Raw genomic sequence first — 13,546 nt, 5'->3', positions numbered from 1 at the left:
AGCATGTTAGGAGCTATCTTAGCATGCTATTTTTGATAAAACGTATTCATATTTATTCTAATAGACTTCTTTTAGAAAGTGATTTGCTTTATAAATTAAGTGAAGCAGAATTTAAACAATATAATTTGAAAGACATCAAAACGTTCAACGGTTTCTATTGGTAGCAGTATCTTATAATTTATAATAGTTTATGCAAAGCATTATTCCCGAAAGAGTACGTACTTTAAAATAATAAATTATAACCAACTCTTAATAATATGTTATAATCATAGAAACGGAATATGACGAAAAAGGTACAAATCATTTTTTTTGATTTGTTTAAAAGGGAAGATCGGTGTGAATCCGACGCTGTCCCGCAACTGTAATTTGGAGCAAATCGCAAAACCACTGTGAAAATGGGAAGGTGCGATGAGTGAAGAAGATAAGCCAGGAGACCTGCCTTTTCCGAGTACAGCCATAATACCTACGAGGATAGGAGGTGTAGAGTGTGACAGAATATCTTCTGCATGCTCATTGTACGACAAAGCCGCAAATTGCACTCAAAAATAGAGGGCTTATTTGGCTATGGCGGAAGTCGTATAAACGAGCAAGCTTTTCATAACACATCCTTCAAATTATAGAGGGATGTGTTTTTTAATGAGAAAGGGAGAGAGATTAATGGATCACGAAATTGTCACCAAGTATGAACAAATCATGAAAGACAGCATTATGCTTTCGATGGGAATGGACCATCCGAAAACATTGAAAGAAATAGCGTGTGATTTGATTCAAAATCATGAAGAACAGTATTTGAATATTAATTATGCTTATTTAAAAGTAAAACATGAGATTGTTGGAGCATAATCATTAAGCAATGATCTTATAAAAAATTTGTACAAAAGTAAATTAGGACACATGAAACATATTCAATTGTTTCATGTGGCTTTGTTCATTTGTCATTATATCATGCAAAAGACTATCGTAACTAGAATGTACTTGTGTTTGCCTGCGCCAATTTTCAAAAGTCACCATCCGCGTTGATGCTTCTAGACAACAGGACAGTGGGCGGTGAAGTTGTAGATCCCGTTCTTTAAGTTGTTCTAGGATCTTATTTATAGAGGAAATTAAATAATCAACACGCCTCTTAGCAAATATCACTATCAATTTTGATTGAGACCCAATCAGATTAAATTAGTCTATAAACATAATTGTATAAAATTTTCATTGTGCAATTGATAAATAAATAGTATACTTGTATAAAAAAGGTGGATTTTCCAATGCAACGATATATATCAATTGCTATTTTAATTTTTGCCTTTTGTTGTATATTAGGAATTGTGATTTTGCAAATAGGTCAAGGTGCCCCAACTGCATCAGAAGTAATCATTCTTATGAATATTTTAAATGTTGCTATATTAGGTGTAATTATTACTTTACTAATAAGACTTAATGAAATTATAAAAAGAATTGAAAGAAGAAATAAAAATCAGAATTTATGAAAATAAAACTTTATTTGTATATTTGAATCAATTTCATAATGCAAAATTCAGATAAGAAATGCGAACATTTTACATCTATATGAGCATTAATATTCAGAAATTTTGTTCCGCTACATACGGCGCTTTTCATGGGCTTGGCCTCAAGCTCCTTGGGTGTTGATTCCAGATTTTCTTCCGCATCGAAAGCGTAAGCGACAGATGTGAATCCGTTGCCACAGGACGTGGCGAAATTAGGCTTTGTGGCCCTATAATTGTTTCTGCGGGCGTATTTCAAAACAACTTCTAGTGGCAACTTTTGTATTGGTAAAAATAATTTTACATTTAAGCACTTACGTTATCGTAGGTGCTTTTCTATTCGACAAATAGTATTCAATTAGTGTAAATTAATGGATAAAAAAGTTTTTACATTGGATGATATTTATAAAGAATTTGTGAATGAATGGGGAAAAATCCCAAAATAAGATCTTTGGATAGCATCATTAATAGATAAAAATTTATTAAAATGTTATATTTTATTACATTTAATTGCTGTGATAGTACAATTTTAAATGATCAAATGATTTTAAATAGAATAAAAAGATAAAATTAAATTAAATCTAACGTTTTATGTTAGAAAAATTATGATATGTCAGATTTCTGAACATTGACTATATAGTAAAACTCACGTATATTCAAACTGTACTATTTCCTTTTTATGGTGTTCTTTCGGATGGAAATTTAGGAGCAATAGGAAGAATACTGCAAGATAATTTCATAATTTTTAAAGGATGGTGGGGGAAATGATGTGGGATACACCGGAAAAATTACGTGCATTGCTTTGTGAGCTTGTAAGTTGGGAAAGTCAGACATTAACAAAAGGGGAGCAACAATTTTCGAAGAAGCTTCAGGCAAAATTGCAGCAACTTCAATATTTTGTAGATCATCCATCGTATTTAACTTTTTGTGATGTTGACCATGAGAGGCAACTAGTGTCAGCTTTATATAAAAATCCAAATGTTGAGGAAACAGTTGTATTAATCAGCCATTTTGATACAGTTCAGATTGAAGAGTATGGTTCGTTTATGCCTTTAGCGACCATGCCGGAAGAGTTAACAAATGCTTTCAGAGCGGACCCGAGCATGCTGAATGTATCGGCTAAAAAGGATTTGGCAAGTGGAGATTACTTATTTGGTCGCGGTGTCATGGATATGAAAATGGGTTTAGCGTTGCATTTGCAATTGGTAGAAACAGCCATAATGGAAGAATGGCCTATAAATCTTCTACTTGTCACCGTACCTGATGAAGAAGTGAATTCTGCAGGCATGCGGCAAGCAGTGAAGCATATATCAGAATTACAAAAGAAACAAGATTTAACATTTATATTATTTTTAAATAGCGAACCATCTTTTTCACAAGGTCCTGCCGACTTAAAGGAATATGTCTATTCGGGGACAATCGGTAAGATTATGCCGGCAGCTCTTTTCTACGGAAAAGAAACTCATGTTGGGGAACCGTTAAAAGGAATCACTGCACCATTTATGAGTGCTTTTCTAACAGCAGAGATGGAATGGAATGATAAATTTTGTGAAGAAGACTTCGGAGAGCTGACACCGCTCCCAGTTTCACTACAGTTAAAAGATTTAAAGGATCAATATTCGACACAAACGCCATATCGTGCTATGACCATGTACAATGTTTTCTTGATGAAACGTAGTGCAGGTGAAATCATGGACATCTTTGAGGAAGTAGCAAAAGAAGCGATGGCAAAGTGTCAGTCGCGTTATGAAGCCATTTGTCAAAAACAAGGGGTCTCTACCATTGGGACGATTAGTGTCATACGATTTGAAGAATTGTACGCGTATGCAGTAAAAAAACTGGGGACAGAAAAGGTAAATGAGCTAAAAACACTTATTATAGCCAATGAATCCTATGATGATCGTGAAAGGTCATTGCGAATTGCAGATCAATTATTGATCCATTGTCGGGAATTGGCACCTGCAGTCATATTACTTTTTGCACCACCTTACTATCCACCAGCCAATTCATCCAATCATTTGTTGATACAAGGTGCTATTTCACTTTTACTTGAAGAAGCCAAGAAATACAATATCCCTCTTGAACAAATTCATTACTTTAATGGCATTTGTGATTTAAGCTATTGTCAATTTCGTGTAGATAAAGATTGGAAAGCATATGAGAAAAATACACCGGTATGGGGTGAAACATATGATATTCCATTTCAAGAAATGTCGCAGTTTTCAGCACCTGTTTTAAATGTAGGCCCATATGGTAAAGACGCTCATCAAATTTCCGAACGATTACATGTCAAAAGTGCTTTTGAAGAAATGCCTGAATTATTATACGAATTATTAAAATATGTCAGCAAAAGCATTCAAGTCGTGGAATAATGCAGGAATCATCTTTAATAGAATGTGATAAAAAAAATAATTTTTTAACGATGCTGAGCTATATTGAGATGATAATGTGAAAGAAGAAGATGAGAAAGAGGAGGAGTTGTGCTGGGGTTATTCGATGGTCTAATAGGAAATGCATCAGAAGTCAATTTGAATGCAATCGAATCTGAAGTGAAAAAATTATTAGGCAAAAGTGAAAGGGTAGAGCAAGCTTATAAATTGATCCGAGATATGTTTGTATTTACAGATAAACGTTTGCTTTTAATTGATAAGCAGGGGGTCACTGGTAAAAAAATCGAATACCATTCCATTCCATATAGGAGCGTTACGCACTTCTCTGTTGAAACAGCGGGTACTTTTGATCTCGAAGCAGAGCTGAAAATATGGTTATCGAATGGTACAGAGCCTATTCAAAAAAGATTCAATAAAACATTAGATATCTATAAAATCCAAAGTGTTCTAGCAGATTATGTATTAAAATAAACGACTGTAACATCTAATATATTTAAACTGGATGCTTACCATAGGCTATTAGTTTATCCTACCTAATTGGTAGCAAGACTCCTACTCTCCAAGCTTCAAAAAGATGATCAATAGATATTAACAAGCCTGCATCAACTTACACACAGTGAGGGATGAAGGAATCCTCACCGTGTGTAGTTTTGATTTAGGAACCTAAAAGAGTTCAGAAAAAAATTGGAAAGTTTATATAGGATACTAGCCATTATAAATATTCAGTGCTATAATATTAGTTGTCGAAAAGATATATGATTATAATTTTGCGGAAGTAGTTCAGTGGTAGAACATCACCTTCCCAAGGTGAGGGTCGCGGGTTCGAGCCCCGTCTTCCGCTTCACAAATGGAAGAGCATCCAATGCGGTTGAAAGGATTGGGTTTGGAAACAAACCATCTAATGTTTCAAATATGGTGGCAAATCCGCTTTTCATTTTCCATATCGGGTCGGTAGCTCAGTTGGTAGAGCATTAGATTGAAGCTCTAAGTGTCGGCAGTTCGATTCTGTCCCGACCCATAAGAAGAAAGAGATATTCAGAATTTGGCTGAATATCTCTTTTTGGGTTTGAAAATTTTATAAAAGGGCTCTATTTTAAATATTGTAGTTGATCATCGGCAAAACCAGTATAAAAGCAGGAAAATGTGTTTCTGATATCCTTGTATGTGTGGCGATCGTTTTTAATACAAACGAGGATTTACCGAGAAGTCTTCTGTAAAAGGTAGCTGTGTCATCAACAATAAGTCTAAATAAAAAGAGAGAGAAATCATCATGATTTCTCTTCTAATTATGATATTTTTAAATAAAACTTATGTGTAATAATAGTATCAAATGTTTGTTTGGAAAGCAATCAACATTTGTCGAAAAATATTATTCTTCAAATAAATCATCTGCTAGTGCATCGATTTCAGCTCTTAATTTTTTTGTACCTTCAGAATCCAATGTAATGGTTTTTCCATCAATCATCACTTGATCGCCAACATTAACATTTATAGGTAATTTTGACTTAGGGATGTCGATTGTATGATCACCAATTTCAATGATCGCGAAATCCCCTTCAAAACGGTCAATAATGCCTTTTTGCATTTATCTCTCCACCTTTACGGAAATTTTAGTACCATTTGAAGTAAAGACAATTGTTCCATGTTGATCAGTTCGATAGATTTTTGCATGAATAGTTTTTAAACGATGTAAGGCTTCAGCTGTTGGGTGACCATAACGATTATCCTTACCAACACTAATTGCGGCATAAGTAGGTTTTGCCACTGCTAAAAAGTCTGAATTAGAAGCCTCTCTCGCCCCATGATGACTAACTTTTAATACATCCACTTTAGGGACAATACCAGCTTCCAACATATCTTCTTCGGCTTGTGTTTCAGCATCACCTGTAAATAAGAATTTCTTGTCACCATGTTGCATCAGCAATACAGCACTCCAGTCATTTAAGTCATTTTTGCTGTAATTTTTTGTAGGTCCAATAAAATGTAGATCAAGGGATTGTTCACTTACAGGTATTTGAACATCTTTTTTAGCTACTTTTATTTTTAATCCTTGAGCTTTTACAGATTGTAAAAAGTTACGATATGCAACGGTTGTATGTGTAATACGTGGTGCATAAACAGATTGAACAGGAAAAGCATTAATGATATCAGCTAATCCGCCGATATGATCAGCGTCTGGATGTGTGGAAATGACGGCATCTAGCTGTTTTACACCATGCTCCTTTAAATAATCGATGACTGTTTCACCTTTTCCTTTGTTCCCACCATCAATCACGATGTTTTCTTTCGGTGTTTGGATAAAAATTGAATCACCTTGTCCTATATCTATAATATGTACAAAGACTTGATCATTTGCTGAAGTAACAGGCTTTGTCTCTGAAGTGTCGGATGAATCGGCTTCGTTTAATGTAATTGTACATCCTGTCAGCAGTAGGATGCTAAAAAGAGTGAAAAGTATTCTAAGTTTGATTTTCATAAAAAATTCCTCCTAGCAGTATTTTAACATGAAATGCTGTATAAGAACAAATGTTTGTATATAAAAAGGGAATTGTGCAATGTTTTTCAATTAGAATGGATCAACATTTTTATCCCGCGTTAAAGGGTAGTAAGCCCCCCACCTCAAAGTTTAGAGAGAAATGAGAAAGATAGGCGGGAATCAACTGCCGTATTCGCCCGATTGGTTCGGGGGGCAGGATGTTGGTCACTCAGGTGTTGCCACAGGACGTGGCGCTTTTCATTTTCGTTCTTCTATTTCAATAGGGTATGAAGAAAACCCCACTGATGGGAGCTTCACTTTATCGAATAGCTGAGAATACTTGCGACTTTAGTCAGTAGAGGTTCAAGGCAATATCTGTCTTATTCTATTTGCGTTTTGTCTTATTTAGTAGCTTTATAGCCATTAGAAGACATAAAAATACCGACAAAGTTATGACTTTGTCGGCAATCTTGCCTTGCTCTTTCACATATGATTATTTGTCTGATGTAGATTTGTTGTCATCAGATTTTTTGGTTGGTGAAACATCATCTCTAAGTTCTTGTGTAGAGTTTTTAAATTCACGAATCGTATCACCAGCAGCTCTACCGATTTGTGGCAATTTGGAAGGTCCGAATACAATCAATGCAATGACTAAAATAATGATTAATCCGGGCACACCGATACTTGAAAGTCCCACGACAAAAACCTCCCAACTATTAAGATTTCGTATATATAGTATACCACTGAATAGCAAAAGAAAAACAAATCGTTTTTAAATTTCTTTATCCACATGAACAGGCAGTATCCTTTCACTACAAATTTTTAGTAATACATGGTGAATAGGGAAGGGAGATCACTGCCTGTAAAATAATCAACGCACAATGGGGGATGAAGAAAACCCCACTAGAAGCTTCACTTTATAAGTAAAGATATTATCCAAGCTGTGTTTTTTGTAATTCGCTTTGAATCTTATTTTTTTCTGTCGTTAAATCCTCTGCCGATTCCATTAAATTATAACGCATATCGACATATTTTTGTTGAATAGCCATATACTCCACTTGGATTTCTTCAATTGCTTTATGAATATCTTCAATCAATGGTTTAATCTTTGCTTTATCTTCATCTAAAACGATATATTCATCATTGTTTATGAATACTTCTATTTTAAAATGATCATTTTCGATGGATAGATTGAAAAACATTTCCGCAAGAAAATGCTTGAAATGTTTTTCATAGGCTTTCTTAATAGGACTGCTTTCAGGCAGGTCTTGAAAGAGTTTACCGATGGTTGCCTTCTTTTCGAAAATATCATCATAATCGATTAAACCGATTTTTTTTAGAAAACGTGTAAATTCAATATCGAATTTTGCTTGTAGCACACGTAAATCTGCGTCTAAATATTTTATATGATCTTCATTGCGAAACATTCGCTTACGTAGTTCACTTTGTTTCATACGTTATAAGTCCTCCATTGATATAATCGTTTCATTATATCAACTAATATATTCAAATGATAGAAATCTGCTTGACGATCAAAAGTTCAAATAAATGTAACTGCTCTTTTTAATGGATGATTTCTGTTTTAAAAGGATATCATCTACAAGTAGAATCTCATTGTTGTACTATTTCATAAAAATATGAATATATTTTTCCGAAAGTCACTGCTTATGGACAATGTTTTGTTTCTAAGCAATCGTTTTTTAGAATATAAAAAATGGATTCCGCCATTATTCAATAGATATTTTGTAATCGCTCGCTTTAATCATTTTTAATTTATGTTCAAATAATCGAAGTAATATCACATTTAAAACGATCGGTAATATAAAGAACATTGTCACCATGATGGTAATATTCGTTCCTGTCCAGTGATCCTTTGTCAGATTTATATAGTTTAAAGGACCAATCAAACCGGATAAACCAAATCCAGCACTCATTGGAGTACCTTGAATATTCAATACGCCCGCTAATCCACCTAAAATCGCAGCGGTTATCAGCATAGGAAAGGCCATTTTGGGTTTCATAAAGAAATTGCGCATTTGGATTTTGGGAGAACCAAGTACATGTGCAAGTGCTGTTCCAAGTGAATTTGCTCTGTAACTAGCAATGCAAAGACCAACTCCTGCAGATACGATACCAAGGTTTGCCGCACCAGATCCAATGCCTGAAAGCATAATAACGGTTGCAACCTCAACAGTAGAGAGTGGAGACAAGATCAATACACAGAAAATAACGGCGATGATGGCCCCCATTACAATAGGCTGTAAAGTTGTGACATGTTGGATACCTGTACCGATAAATCCAGTACCAGCTTTAACATAGGGCAATATAGAATAACCGATAAGACCAGGAATAAAGATTGATAATGTTGGCATCAACAGAATAGTATAATCCTTTAATTTTGCTCCGACGAATTGGACGAATAAGACAGTTAAAGCAGCAGTGATCCCAGTGTTCAAGACGACACCGATACCAGATAAAGTCATGATTCCCTCTTTCATCGTCACTACACCGCTACCTATAACTGAAGCTAATCCAACACTAGCTGTTTGAATGGGGGTTAGCTTAAATGTCATACCAACTGTTACGCCGATCATTGCTGGTAACAAACTCATCACAATAACCGTTAAATTTAAGATAGTCTGCAAAAAGGGCGCATGTGGAATTAAAAGCTTAAAAATCTCTCCTATCAATGCATTAGGGATTAGAGAGACGACAATTCCAATACTCATCCCCGTTAATAGTTTGTTGAAAAAATCTTTCATTAGTAAATTTCCTCCTCAATCAGAGTGTTCACACTCTATTTCGCACATGTAGTTTAACGCTTTAAACGGACAAAGTAAATAGGGGAATTCGTCATTTTTTAAAATTTATACTAGAAACATAGGTTAGAAAGTTGGGGATTATTATAAGAAACTTCCTCTAAAGAAATAGGTTAAATTACCATACTGTCTAACTTTGTCTCTAAATAATGAAGAAGGGAGGGGAAGAGTGTATACTAAAAGAAAAAAGTTGGAGAGTGTTTTCATATATGTGGTTTTGGTATTTCATTAGTTTTTTAATTAGCCTAGTTGTTATGTTTATTATTTATAAAATAACGAACGTTATTTTATTTGTTTTTCCACCATTAGCCGTAATTCTCGTATACCTCTACTTCAAACGAAAACCAAATTAGAATGTGTACCACGCTGCGTCTTAAAATACGATTAGAAAGGTAGAGAGAGCAAGATGGATACTTTGGAGAAAATATTATCACTGGAAGATTCTATTCAAAGGCGAAAAGCTTTGATTCAATATATTGTAGATCATCCAACTGAAAAAGAGTCTATTTTACAAGTGATAAATGAACAAAAAGAAGAATTTTGGGAAGCCAATCATGGGGAGCCTTTTGAGACAAATCCATATAAATGGGATAAAATCTACTATCAAAATTTACAAATTCGGTTGACCAATAATTTTTCAAAAGAGAAATTTTTACATATGTTAGATGTTGCAGAGTATATGGAGAAACACCAAAGTACGCTTTTAAGCGAAAACACGAATGAAAAGATTAAGTTATACGGCAATACAATGGGATTTATTATGATTTGGGGCGTCGTTCTATTTGTAGTCATCATCGTGTCCGTTGTATTTTACTTTAAAAATAAATATAGCTAGTGAAGAAAATAGATAGTTCCGGAAATTTCATGCGAAAGACCTTTTAAACGAAAATATTGATGTAGCGGTATATTTGATCAACAAAATATATTCATAACAAGTAGAACAAACCATGGTCTTGGTCTGTTCTACTAATTTTTAGTCAATGTCATCAACTCTAAGGGATGTATCAAGTTCATAGTTTTCGGCGTGGACAGCATAAAATTCAGCTTTGCCATTTAAGCCATCTACATAACCCCCAATGTTTCTCCAAACCACATCATAGCTCTGATTATAAATCCTACCACCAAAAGCCGTAATTTCTCCTACGTAATCATCAGGATTTTGTGGGTCATATTTGTATCATATCAGTAATAAAACTTTCGTTGCCACTAACTAAAAGTAGGGAAGGTCTTATACAGTGGCCTTTTATCAGAATAGCGATAAACCTCACAATTGAGTGAATCTTCATTTTCTCATTTCTCTTTTTATAAAATTTCTTCACAACTTTGGTTTTTCAACTGCTGAGTATAGTTTTTTCTTTTCATGTATTTTGATGATCCCGTTTTGAAAACATCTTTTTTATCCATTTTTCATTTTAGATTGTTCACTTTTCAATTTCTTGGCTGATGAAGGTTTGGATGAATTTCATTTCTTGAGGCATATGTGATTTCTATAAAATTGCCTTATTGAAAAGAATTATATTTTTGCCTTATTCCTTAAAACCTTTTTATAAAATTTAAACTATGAAGTTTGGAAAAATTTTTAAAAAGTAACGGCCAATTATTCATTTTTACTGTCTAATTAATTGAGTAGAAAGAAAGGAGATGATTATTCTGCCAAAGAAAAGAGCAATTTCAAAAAAAGATAAAGAAGTGCTTTTCTCACTATTTCAAGAATATCAACAGGATATTTTTCGAATGGCATACACGTATGTGAAAAATAATGAGGATGCTTTAGATGTTGTACAAGAAGTGGCATATCGAGCTTTGAAAAAAATAGATACATTAAATGAACCACAATATTTTAAAACATGGCTGTTCAGAATTACGATCAATTGTTCTATAGATTGGTTGAAAAAGAATAATAAGTTAGTCATGGATTCAAACGACTTAGATAGTTATTGTGATGATTCCATTCAACATTTAGATATGCCGCTCAGTCTCTCATTGCAAGATATTTTAGATGAGTTGGATGTTACGGAGAAAACCGTAATTTTATTGAAGTATTATCAAGAGTTTACGTTTCAAGAGATTTCAGCATTTATGACCTTGCCATTAAGTACTGTCAAAACCATTACATATCGTGCTTTAAAAAAACTCAAAACAAAGATTAAGAGGGAGGATCTTTATGGAGGATAATCAAATTCGAAAAAAAATAAACTCAATTGCTATTCCTAAAGAATTAAATGCACGGATTATGGAGGGTTTTCATCAAGCAGAGCAAGAGAGCGGTCATCTATCATTAAGAAAAAGACAAGGTATAAAAAGGAAAATATTCTTGGTGGCCTCTGCTGCTATCCTATTTGTAGGGCTTTTTATCGGTTCTACTTTCGTTTCACCAGCAATGGCTACAATCGCTTCCAAAATACCATTGTTCAATACCGTTTTTAATAGAGGGACAATTGATACTGCATTAATGAAACATTTGAGAAAACAAGGATTTGCAGTAAGTCATATTACCCAATCTGATTACGGACATGAAATTTCGATAGCACTAGATGCAAAACAATATACAAATCAGAAAGAAGAAGTAGAGCAAGCCGCAAAACAATATTTACAACAGGAAGGATACAGCAATATTAAAATAAAGGTAAAGAAATATACTGAACAAATAGTGCTTGAGAATATAAGGGAATATCCTTTAGAAAATACGGATTTTCTCTTTGAAATTAGGAAACAAATGAAGAAAGCTGGTTTCAATATAAAATATAATCAGTTCGTGATAAAGCCGAAACCAGCTGAATTGACGTTATTAATTCCTGATAGTGACTTTAATACAAGAAAAAATGAAATTATTCGTATTGTAAAGGAAGCTGGCGAGACCTATGATGTAGGGAACTTTAAAATATCATTTAAGAAATATTCTTTTGAACAACGTGACCGAAATGCTAGGTGGGTAAGTATTGTTGATACTCTTCATGATGTTTTACTCAATAATAAAAAATATTCAGTTAAGTCCTTTGGTTTTTCTGTTAAAGATAAGGTTCAATTGTATGTACAATTAGATATTCGAGCAGGAGATTCAAGAGCAAAAGAAAAAGCAAAGATCACTGAACAAGATATTCATAAGTTTCTTTCCTCTCAGAAGCTTAAAAAAATAATAAGGGATGACCATTATCAAATTGAAATAACAAGTAAAGATGGTAAAAAAATAAATTAAACCAGATTATCTAACAAGGATTGCTTTACAAAAAGTTAACGAAATTTGATTTTATCATAAACGGTGGCATGGATAGATAGGTGCTTTTAAATGGGATGAAGGAAGGTTTGGGCTCTAAATCATGTTATATCAAAGAAATTAAAACATATCCGGAGAAGTATTCTCATGAGATGACATTCAAGCATAAAAGCAGCTAAAAGAAAAATTTTCTTTTAACTGCTTTTCCCTTAGAAGAATGCTACTAAGTTAAAAATCAATCATAGCTCGTCTGCAACACCTAGTAGAATAATGCCGATCATGACAATAGCGATGACCATATAATGTTTTGCCGTTAGCTTTTCTTTTAAGAAAATACGAGAAAGAATAACAGAGAAAATACTATAAGATGCGATCAATGGTGCAGCAATGATCGCGTAAGCACTCATCGCGTATACATAGAAAAATTGACCTGTTGTCTCAAGTATAGCAGCACAAGTTTTATCTCTTTCTTTAAAAACATTGAATGGGATTTTCTTGAATGCTTTTAGATAAATAAATGTAATTACTGCACAGATAAAAAACGTATACTCGTATGCTAATAGAGCAACATCTTCGCTCATGAGCTTTAACTCATCTAAATAAATACCATCTGCAAATGTACCTGCGCCGTCTAATAAAGCATAAATGATCGGGAAGGTGATAGCCATAAAGCTTAGTTGGTATTTTTTGTCGACTTCTACACGGTTTAAACGCATTATTTTATGTTCTTCTTGCTTCTCGACGATAGCGATTCCCATTACACCTGATGTAATGATGATAACCCCTAGAATATGGATCCAATCGATATCTTGCTGAAAGAAGATAAATAGTAAAATGGCGGTAATAGCTCCTGAAGAGTTTTGCACTGGAGAAGAAATCGAAAGTTCCAAATAGCGCAAACCTACATAACCAATTGTCATAGAGGCTATATAGAAGAAAGACACAGGCAAATATTCCACCATATCGAACGGTTTGAAATCGATGTCTTTATATAGCATATAACCAGTAGCATGAAGACCCATGACAAGTCCGACGATAACAACAATCTTCAAATGACTATATTTATCGTTGCTGTCTGATCCCTTTTTATAAAATAAATCTGCACCGCCCCATGCTAGAGCAGTCAGTATAGAAAATAAAAACCACATTATTCT

General features: G+C 33.9%; 15 protein-coding genes, 2 tRNA genes and 1 riboswitch. Of the genes, 11 read left to right on the top strand and 6 right to left on the bottom strand.

From position 1 onward, the window contains the following. Window positions 1–23: 23 nt before the first annotated feature. From FEZ13_RS19365 to FEZ13_RS05025, 7 genes are all read left to right on the top strand, one after another. Window positions 24–164 carry a hypothetical protein gene (locus FEZ13_RS19365; protein ID WP_186725774.1) on the top strand — a complete coding sequence of 47 codons (141 nt, stop codon included), beginning with the start codon at window positions 24–26 and terminating at the stop codon, window positions 162–164. A 110-nt stretch (window positions 165–274) separates the two neighbouring features. Then, window positions 275–457: riboswitch (cobalamin riboswitch) on the top strand. Between the two features lie 200 nt (window positions 458–657). Further along, on the top strand, window positions 658–843 hold the full coding sequence (locus tag FEZ13_RS05050; protein ID WP_146548855.1) for a hypothetical protein: 186 nt from the start codon (window positions 658–660) through the stop codon (window positions 841–843). A 413-nt stretch (window positions 844–1,256) separates the two neighbouring features. Further along, window positions 1,257–1,478, top strand: coding sequence for a hypothetical protein (locus FEZ13_RS05045; protein WP_146551702.1), 222 nt, complete (start codon window positions 1,257–1,259; stop codon window positions 1,476–1,478). 779 nt (window positions 1,479–2,257) lie between these two features. Next, window positions 2,258–3,865: a M20/M25/M40 family metallo-hydrolase gene (locus FEZ13_RS05040; protein ID WP_370467618.1), complete on the top strand. Its 1,608-nt coding sequence runs from the start codon at window positions 2,258–2,260 to the stop codon at window positions 3,863–3,865. A 111-nt stretch (window positions 3,866–3,976) separates the two neighbouring features. Beyond that, on the top strand, window positions 3,977–4,354 hold the full coding sequence (locus FEZ13_RS05035; protein ID WP_146549937.1) for a PH domain-containing protein: 378 nt from the start codon (window positions 3,977–3,979) through the stop codon (window positions 4,352–4,354). A 298-nt stretch (window positions 4,355–4,652) separates the two neighbouring features. Beyond that, window positions 4,653–4,724: transfer RNA gene (locus FEZ13_RS05030), tRNA-Gly, on the top strand. Between the two features lie 104 nt (window positions 4,725–4,828). After that, window positions 4,829–4,901: transfer RNA gene (locus FEZ13_RS05025), tRNA-Phe, on the top strand. 351 nt (window positions 4,902–5,252) lie between these two features. On the opposite strand, the gene FEZ13_RS05020 is transcribed toward FEZ13_RS05025, so the two are convergent. Together FEZ13_RS05020 and FEZ13_RS05015 are read right to left on the bottom strand one after the other, a co-directional pair. Next, a complete protein-coding gene (locus FEZ13_RS05020) occupies window positions 5,253–5,468 on the bottom strand; it encodes a DUF3006 domain-containing protein (RefSeq protein WP_146551700.1) in 216 nt (71 codons plus the stop codon). Continuing rightward, window positions 5,469–6,359: a ComEC/Rec2 family competence protein gene (locus FEZ13_RS05015; protein ID WP_146551699.1), complete on the bottom strand. Its 891-nt coding sequence runs from the start codon at window positions 6,357–6,359 to the stop codon at window positions 5,469–5,471. It abuts the gene before it with no gap. A 160-nt stretch (window positions 6,360–6,519) separates the two neighbouring features. Here FEZ13_RS05015 and FEZ13_RS19360 point away from each other — a divergent pair, with 160 nt between their 5' ends. Beyond that, window positions 6,520–6,693: a hypothetical protein gene (locus tag FEZ13_RS19360; protein ID WP_186725773.1), complete on the top strand. Its 174-nt coding sequence runs from the start codon at window positions 6,520–6,522 to the stop codon at window positions 6,691–6,693. A 159-nt stretch (window positions 6,694–6,852) separates the two neighbouring features. Here the strand turns inward: FEZ13_RS19360 and tatA are convergent, their stop codons facing one another. The 3 genes from tatA to FEZ13_RS05000 form a co-directional block, all read right to left on the bottom strand. Then, window positions 6,853–7,056 carry a twin-arginine translocase TatA/TatE family subunit gene (gene tatA, locus FEZ13_RS05010; protein ID WP_146548849.1) on the bottom strand — a complete coding sequence of 68 codons (204 nt, stop codon included), beginning with the start codon at window positions 7,054–7,056 and terminating at the stop codon, window positions 6,853–6,855. Between the two features lie 235 nt (window positions 7,057–7,291). After that, window positions 7,292–7,813, bottom strand: coding sequence for a hypothetical protein (locus FEZ13_RS05005; RefSeq protein ID WP_146551698.1), 522 nt, complete (start codon window positions 7,811–7,813; stop codon window positions 7,292–7,294). Between the two features lie 273 nt (window positions 7,814–8,086). After that, window positions 8,087–9,121 (bottom strand): PTS sugar transporter subunit IIC, encoded by a 1,035-nt coding sequence (locus FEZ13_RS05000; protein ID WP_146551697.1) that lies wholly within the window; start codon window positions 9,119–9,121, stop codon window positions 8,087–8,089. Window positions 9,122–9,584: 463 nt separating this feature from the next. Here FEZ13_RS05000 and FEZ13_RS04995 point away from each other — a divergent pair, with 463 nt between their 5' ends. From FEZ13_RS04995 to FEZ13_RS04985, 3 genes are all read left to right on the top strand, one after another. Next, a complete protein-coding gene (locus FEZ13_RS04995; protein WP_146548846.1) occupies window positions 9,585–10,013 on the top strand; it encodes a hypothetical protein in 429 nt (142 codons plus the stop codon). An 806-nt stretch (window positions 10,014–10,819) separates the two neighbouring features. Further along, a complete protein-coding gene (locus tag FEZ13_RS04990) occupies window positions 10,820–11,353 on the top strand; it encodes an RNA polymerase sigma factor (protein ID WP_146548845.1) in 534 nt (177 codons plus the stop codon). After that, window positions 11,343–12,374, top strand: coding sequence for a DUF4179 domain-containing protein (locus FEZ13_RS04985; protein ID WP_146551696.1), 1,032 nt, complete (start codon window positions 11,343–11,345; stop codon window positions 12,372–12,374). The genes FEZ13_RS04990 and FEZ13_RS04985 overlap by 11 nt, the downstream gene beginning before the upstream one ends. 257 nt (window positions 12,375–12,631) lie before the next feature. On the opposite strand, the gene FEZ13_RS04980 is transcribed toward FEZ13_RS04985, so the two are convergent. Next, on the bottom strand, window positions 12,632–13,540 hold the full coding sequence (locus tag FEZ13_RS04980) for a DMT family transporter (protein WP_146551695.1): 909 nt from the start codon (window positions 13,538–13,540) through the stop codon (window positions 12,632–12,634). Between the last annotated feature and the right edge of the window lie 6 nt (window positions 13,541–13,546).

The sequence above is a fragment of the Rummeliibacillus sp. SL167 genome (genome assembly GCF_007896505.1).
Classification (GTDB): Bacteria; Bacillota; Bacilli; order Bacillales_A; family Planococcaceae; genus Rummeliibacillus; species Rummeliibacillus suwonensis.
Note: the sequence above shows the minus strand (reverse complement) of the source record. Positions and strands in the feature narration are given on the sequence as shown.

Bases quoted from the DNA above. Each gene is read 5' to 3' on its own strand.
- FEZ13_RS19365 (WP_186725774.1), top strand. From the start codon at position 24: ATGCTATTTTTGATAAAACGTATTCATATTTATTCTAATAGACTTCTT.
- FEZ13_RS05050 (WP_146548855.1), top strand. From the start codon at position 658: ATGGATCACGAAATTGTCACCAAGTATGAACAAATCATGAAAGACAGC.
- FEZ13_RS05045 (WP_146551702.1), top strand. From the start codon at position 1,257: ATGCAACGATATATATCAATTGCTATTTTAATTTTTGCCTTTTGTTGT.
- FEZ13_RS05040 (WP_370467618.1), top strand. From the start codon at position 2,258: ATGATGTGGGATACACCGGAAAAATTACGTGCATTGCTTTGTGAGCTT.
- FEZ13_RS05020 (WP_146551700.1), bottom strand. From the start codon at position 5,468: ATGCAAAAAGGCATTATTGACCGTTTTGAAGGGGATTTCGCGATCATT.
- FEZ13_RS05015 (WP_146551699.1), bottom strand. From the start codon at position 6,359: ATGAAAATCAAACTTAGAATACTTTTCACTCTTTTTAGCATCCTACTG.
- FEZ13_RS19360 (WP_186725773.1), top strand. From the start codon at position 6,520: ATGAGAAAGATAGGCGGGAATCAACTGCCGTATTCGCCCGATTGGTTC.
- FEZ13_RS05005 (WP_146551698.1), bottom strand. From the start codon at position 7,813: ATGAAACAAAGTGAACTACGTAAGCGAATGTTTCGCAATGAAGATCAT.
- FEZ13_RS05000 (WP_146551697.1), bottom strand. From the start codon at position 9,121: ATGAAAGATTTTTTCAACAAACTATTAACGGGGATGAGTATTGGAATT.
- FEZ13_RS04995 (WP_146548846.1), top strand. From the start codon at position 9,585: ATGGATACTTTGGAGAAAATATTATCACTGGAAGATTCTATTCAAAGG.
- FEZ13_RS04990 (WP_146548845.1), top strand. From the start codon at position 10,820: ATGATTATTCTGCCAAAGAAAAGAGCAATTTCAAAAAAAGATAAAGAA.
- FEZ13_RS04985 (WP_146551696.1), top strand. From the start codon at position 11,343: ATGGAGGATAATCAAATTCGAAAAAAAATAAACTCAATTGCTATTCCT.
- FEZ13_RS04980 (WP_146551695.1), bottom strand. From the start codon at position 13,540: ATGTGGTTTTTATTTTCTATACTGACTGCTCTAGCATGGGGCGGTGCA.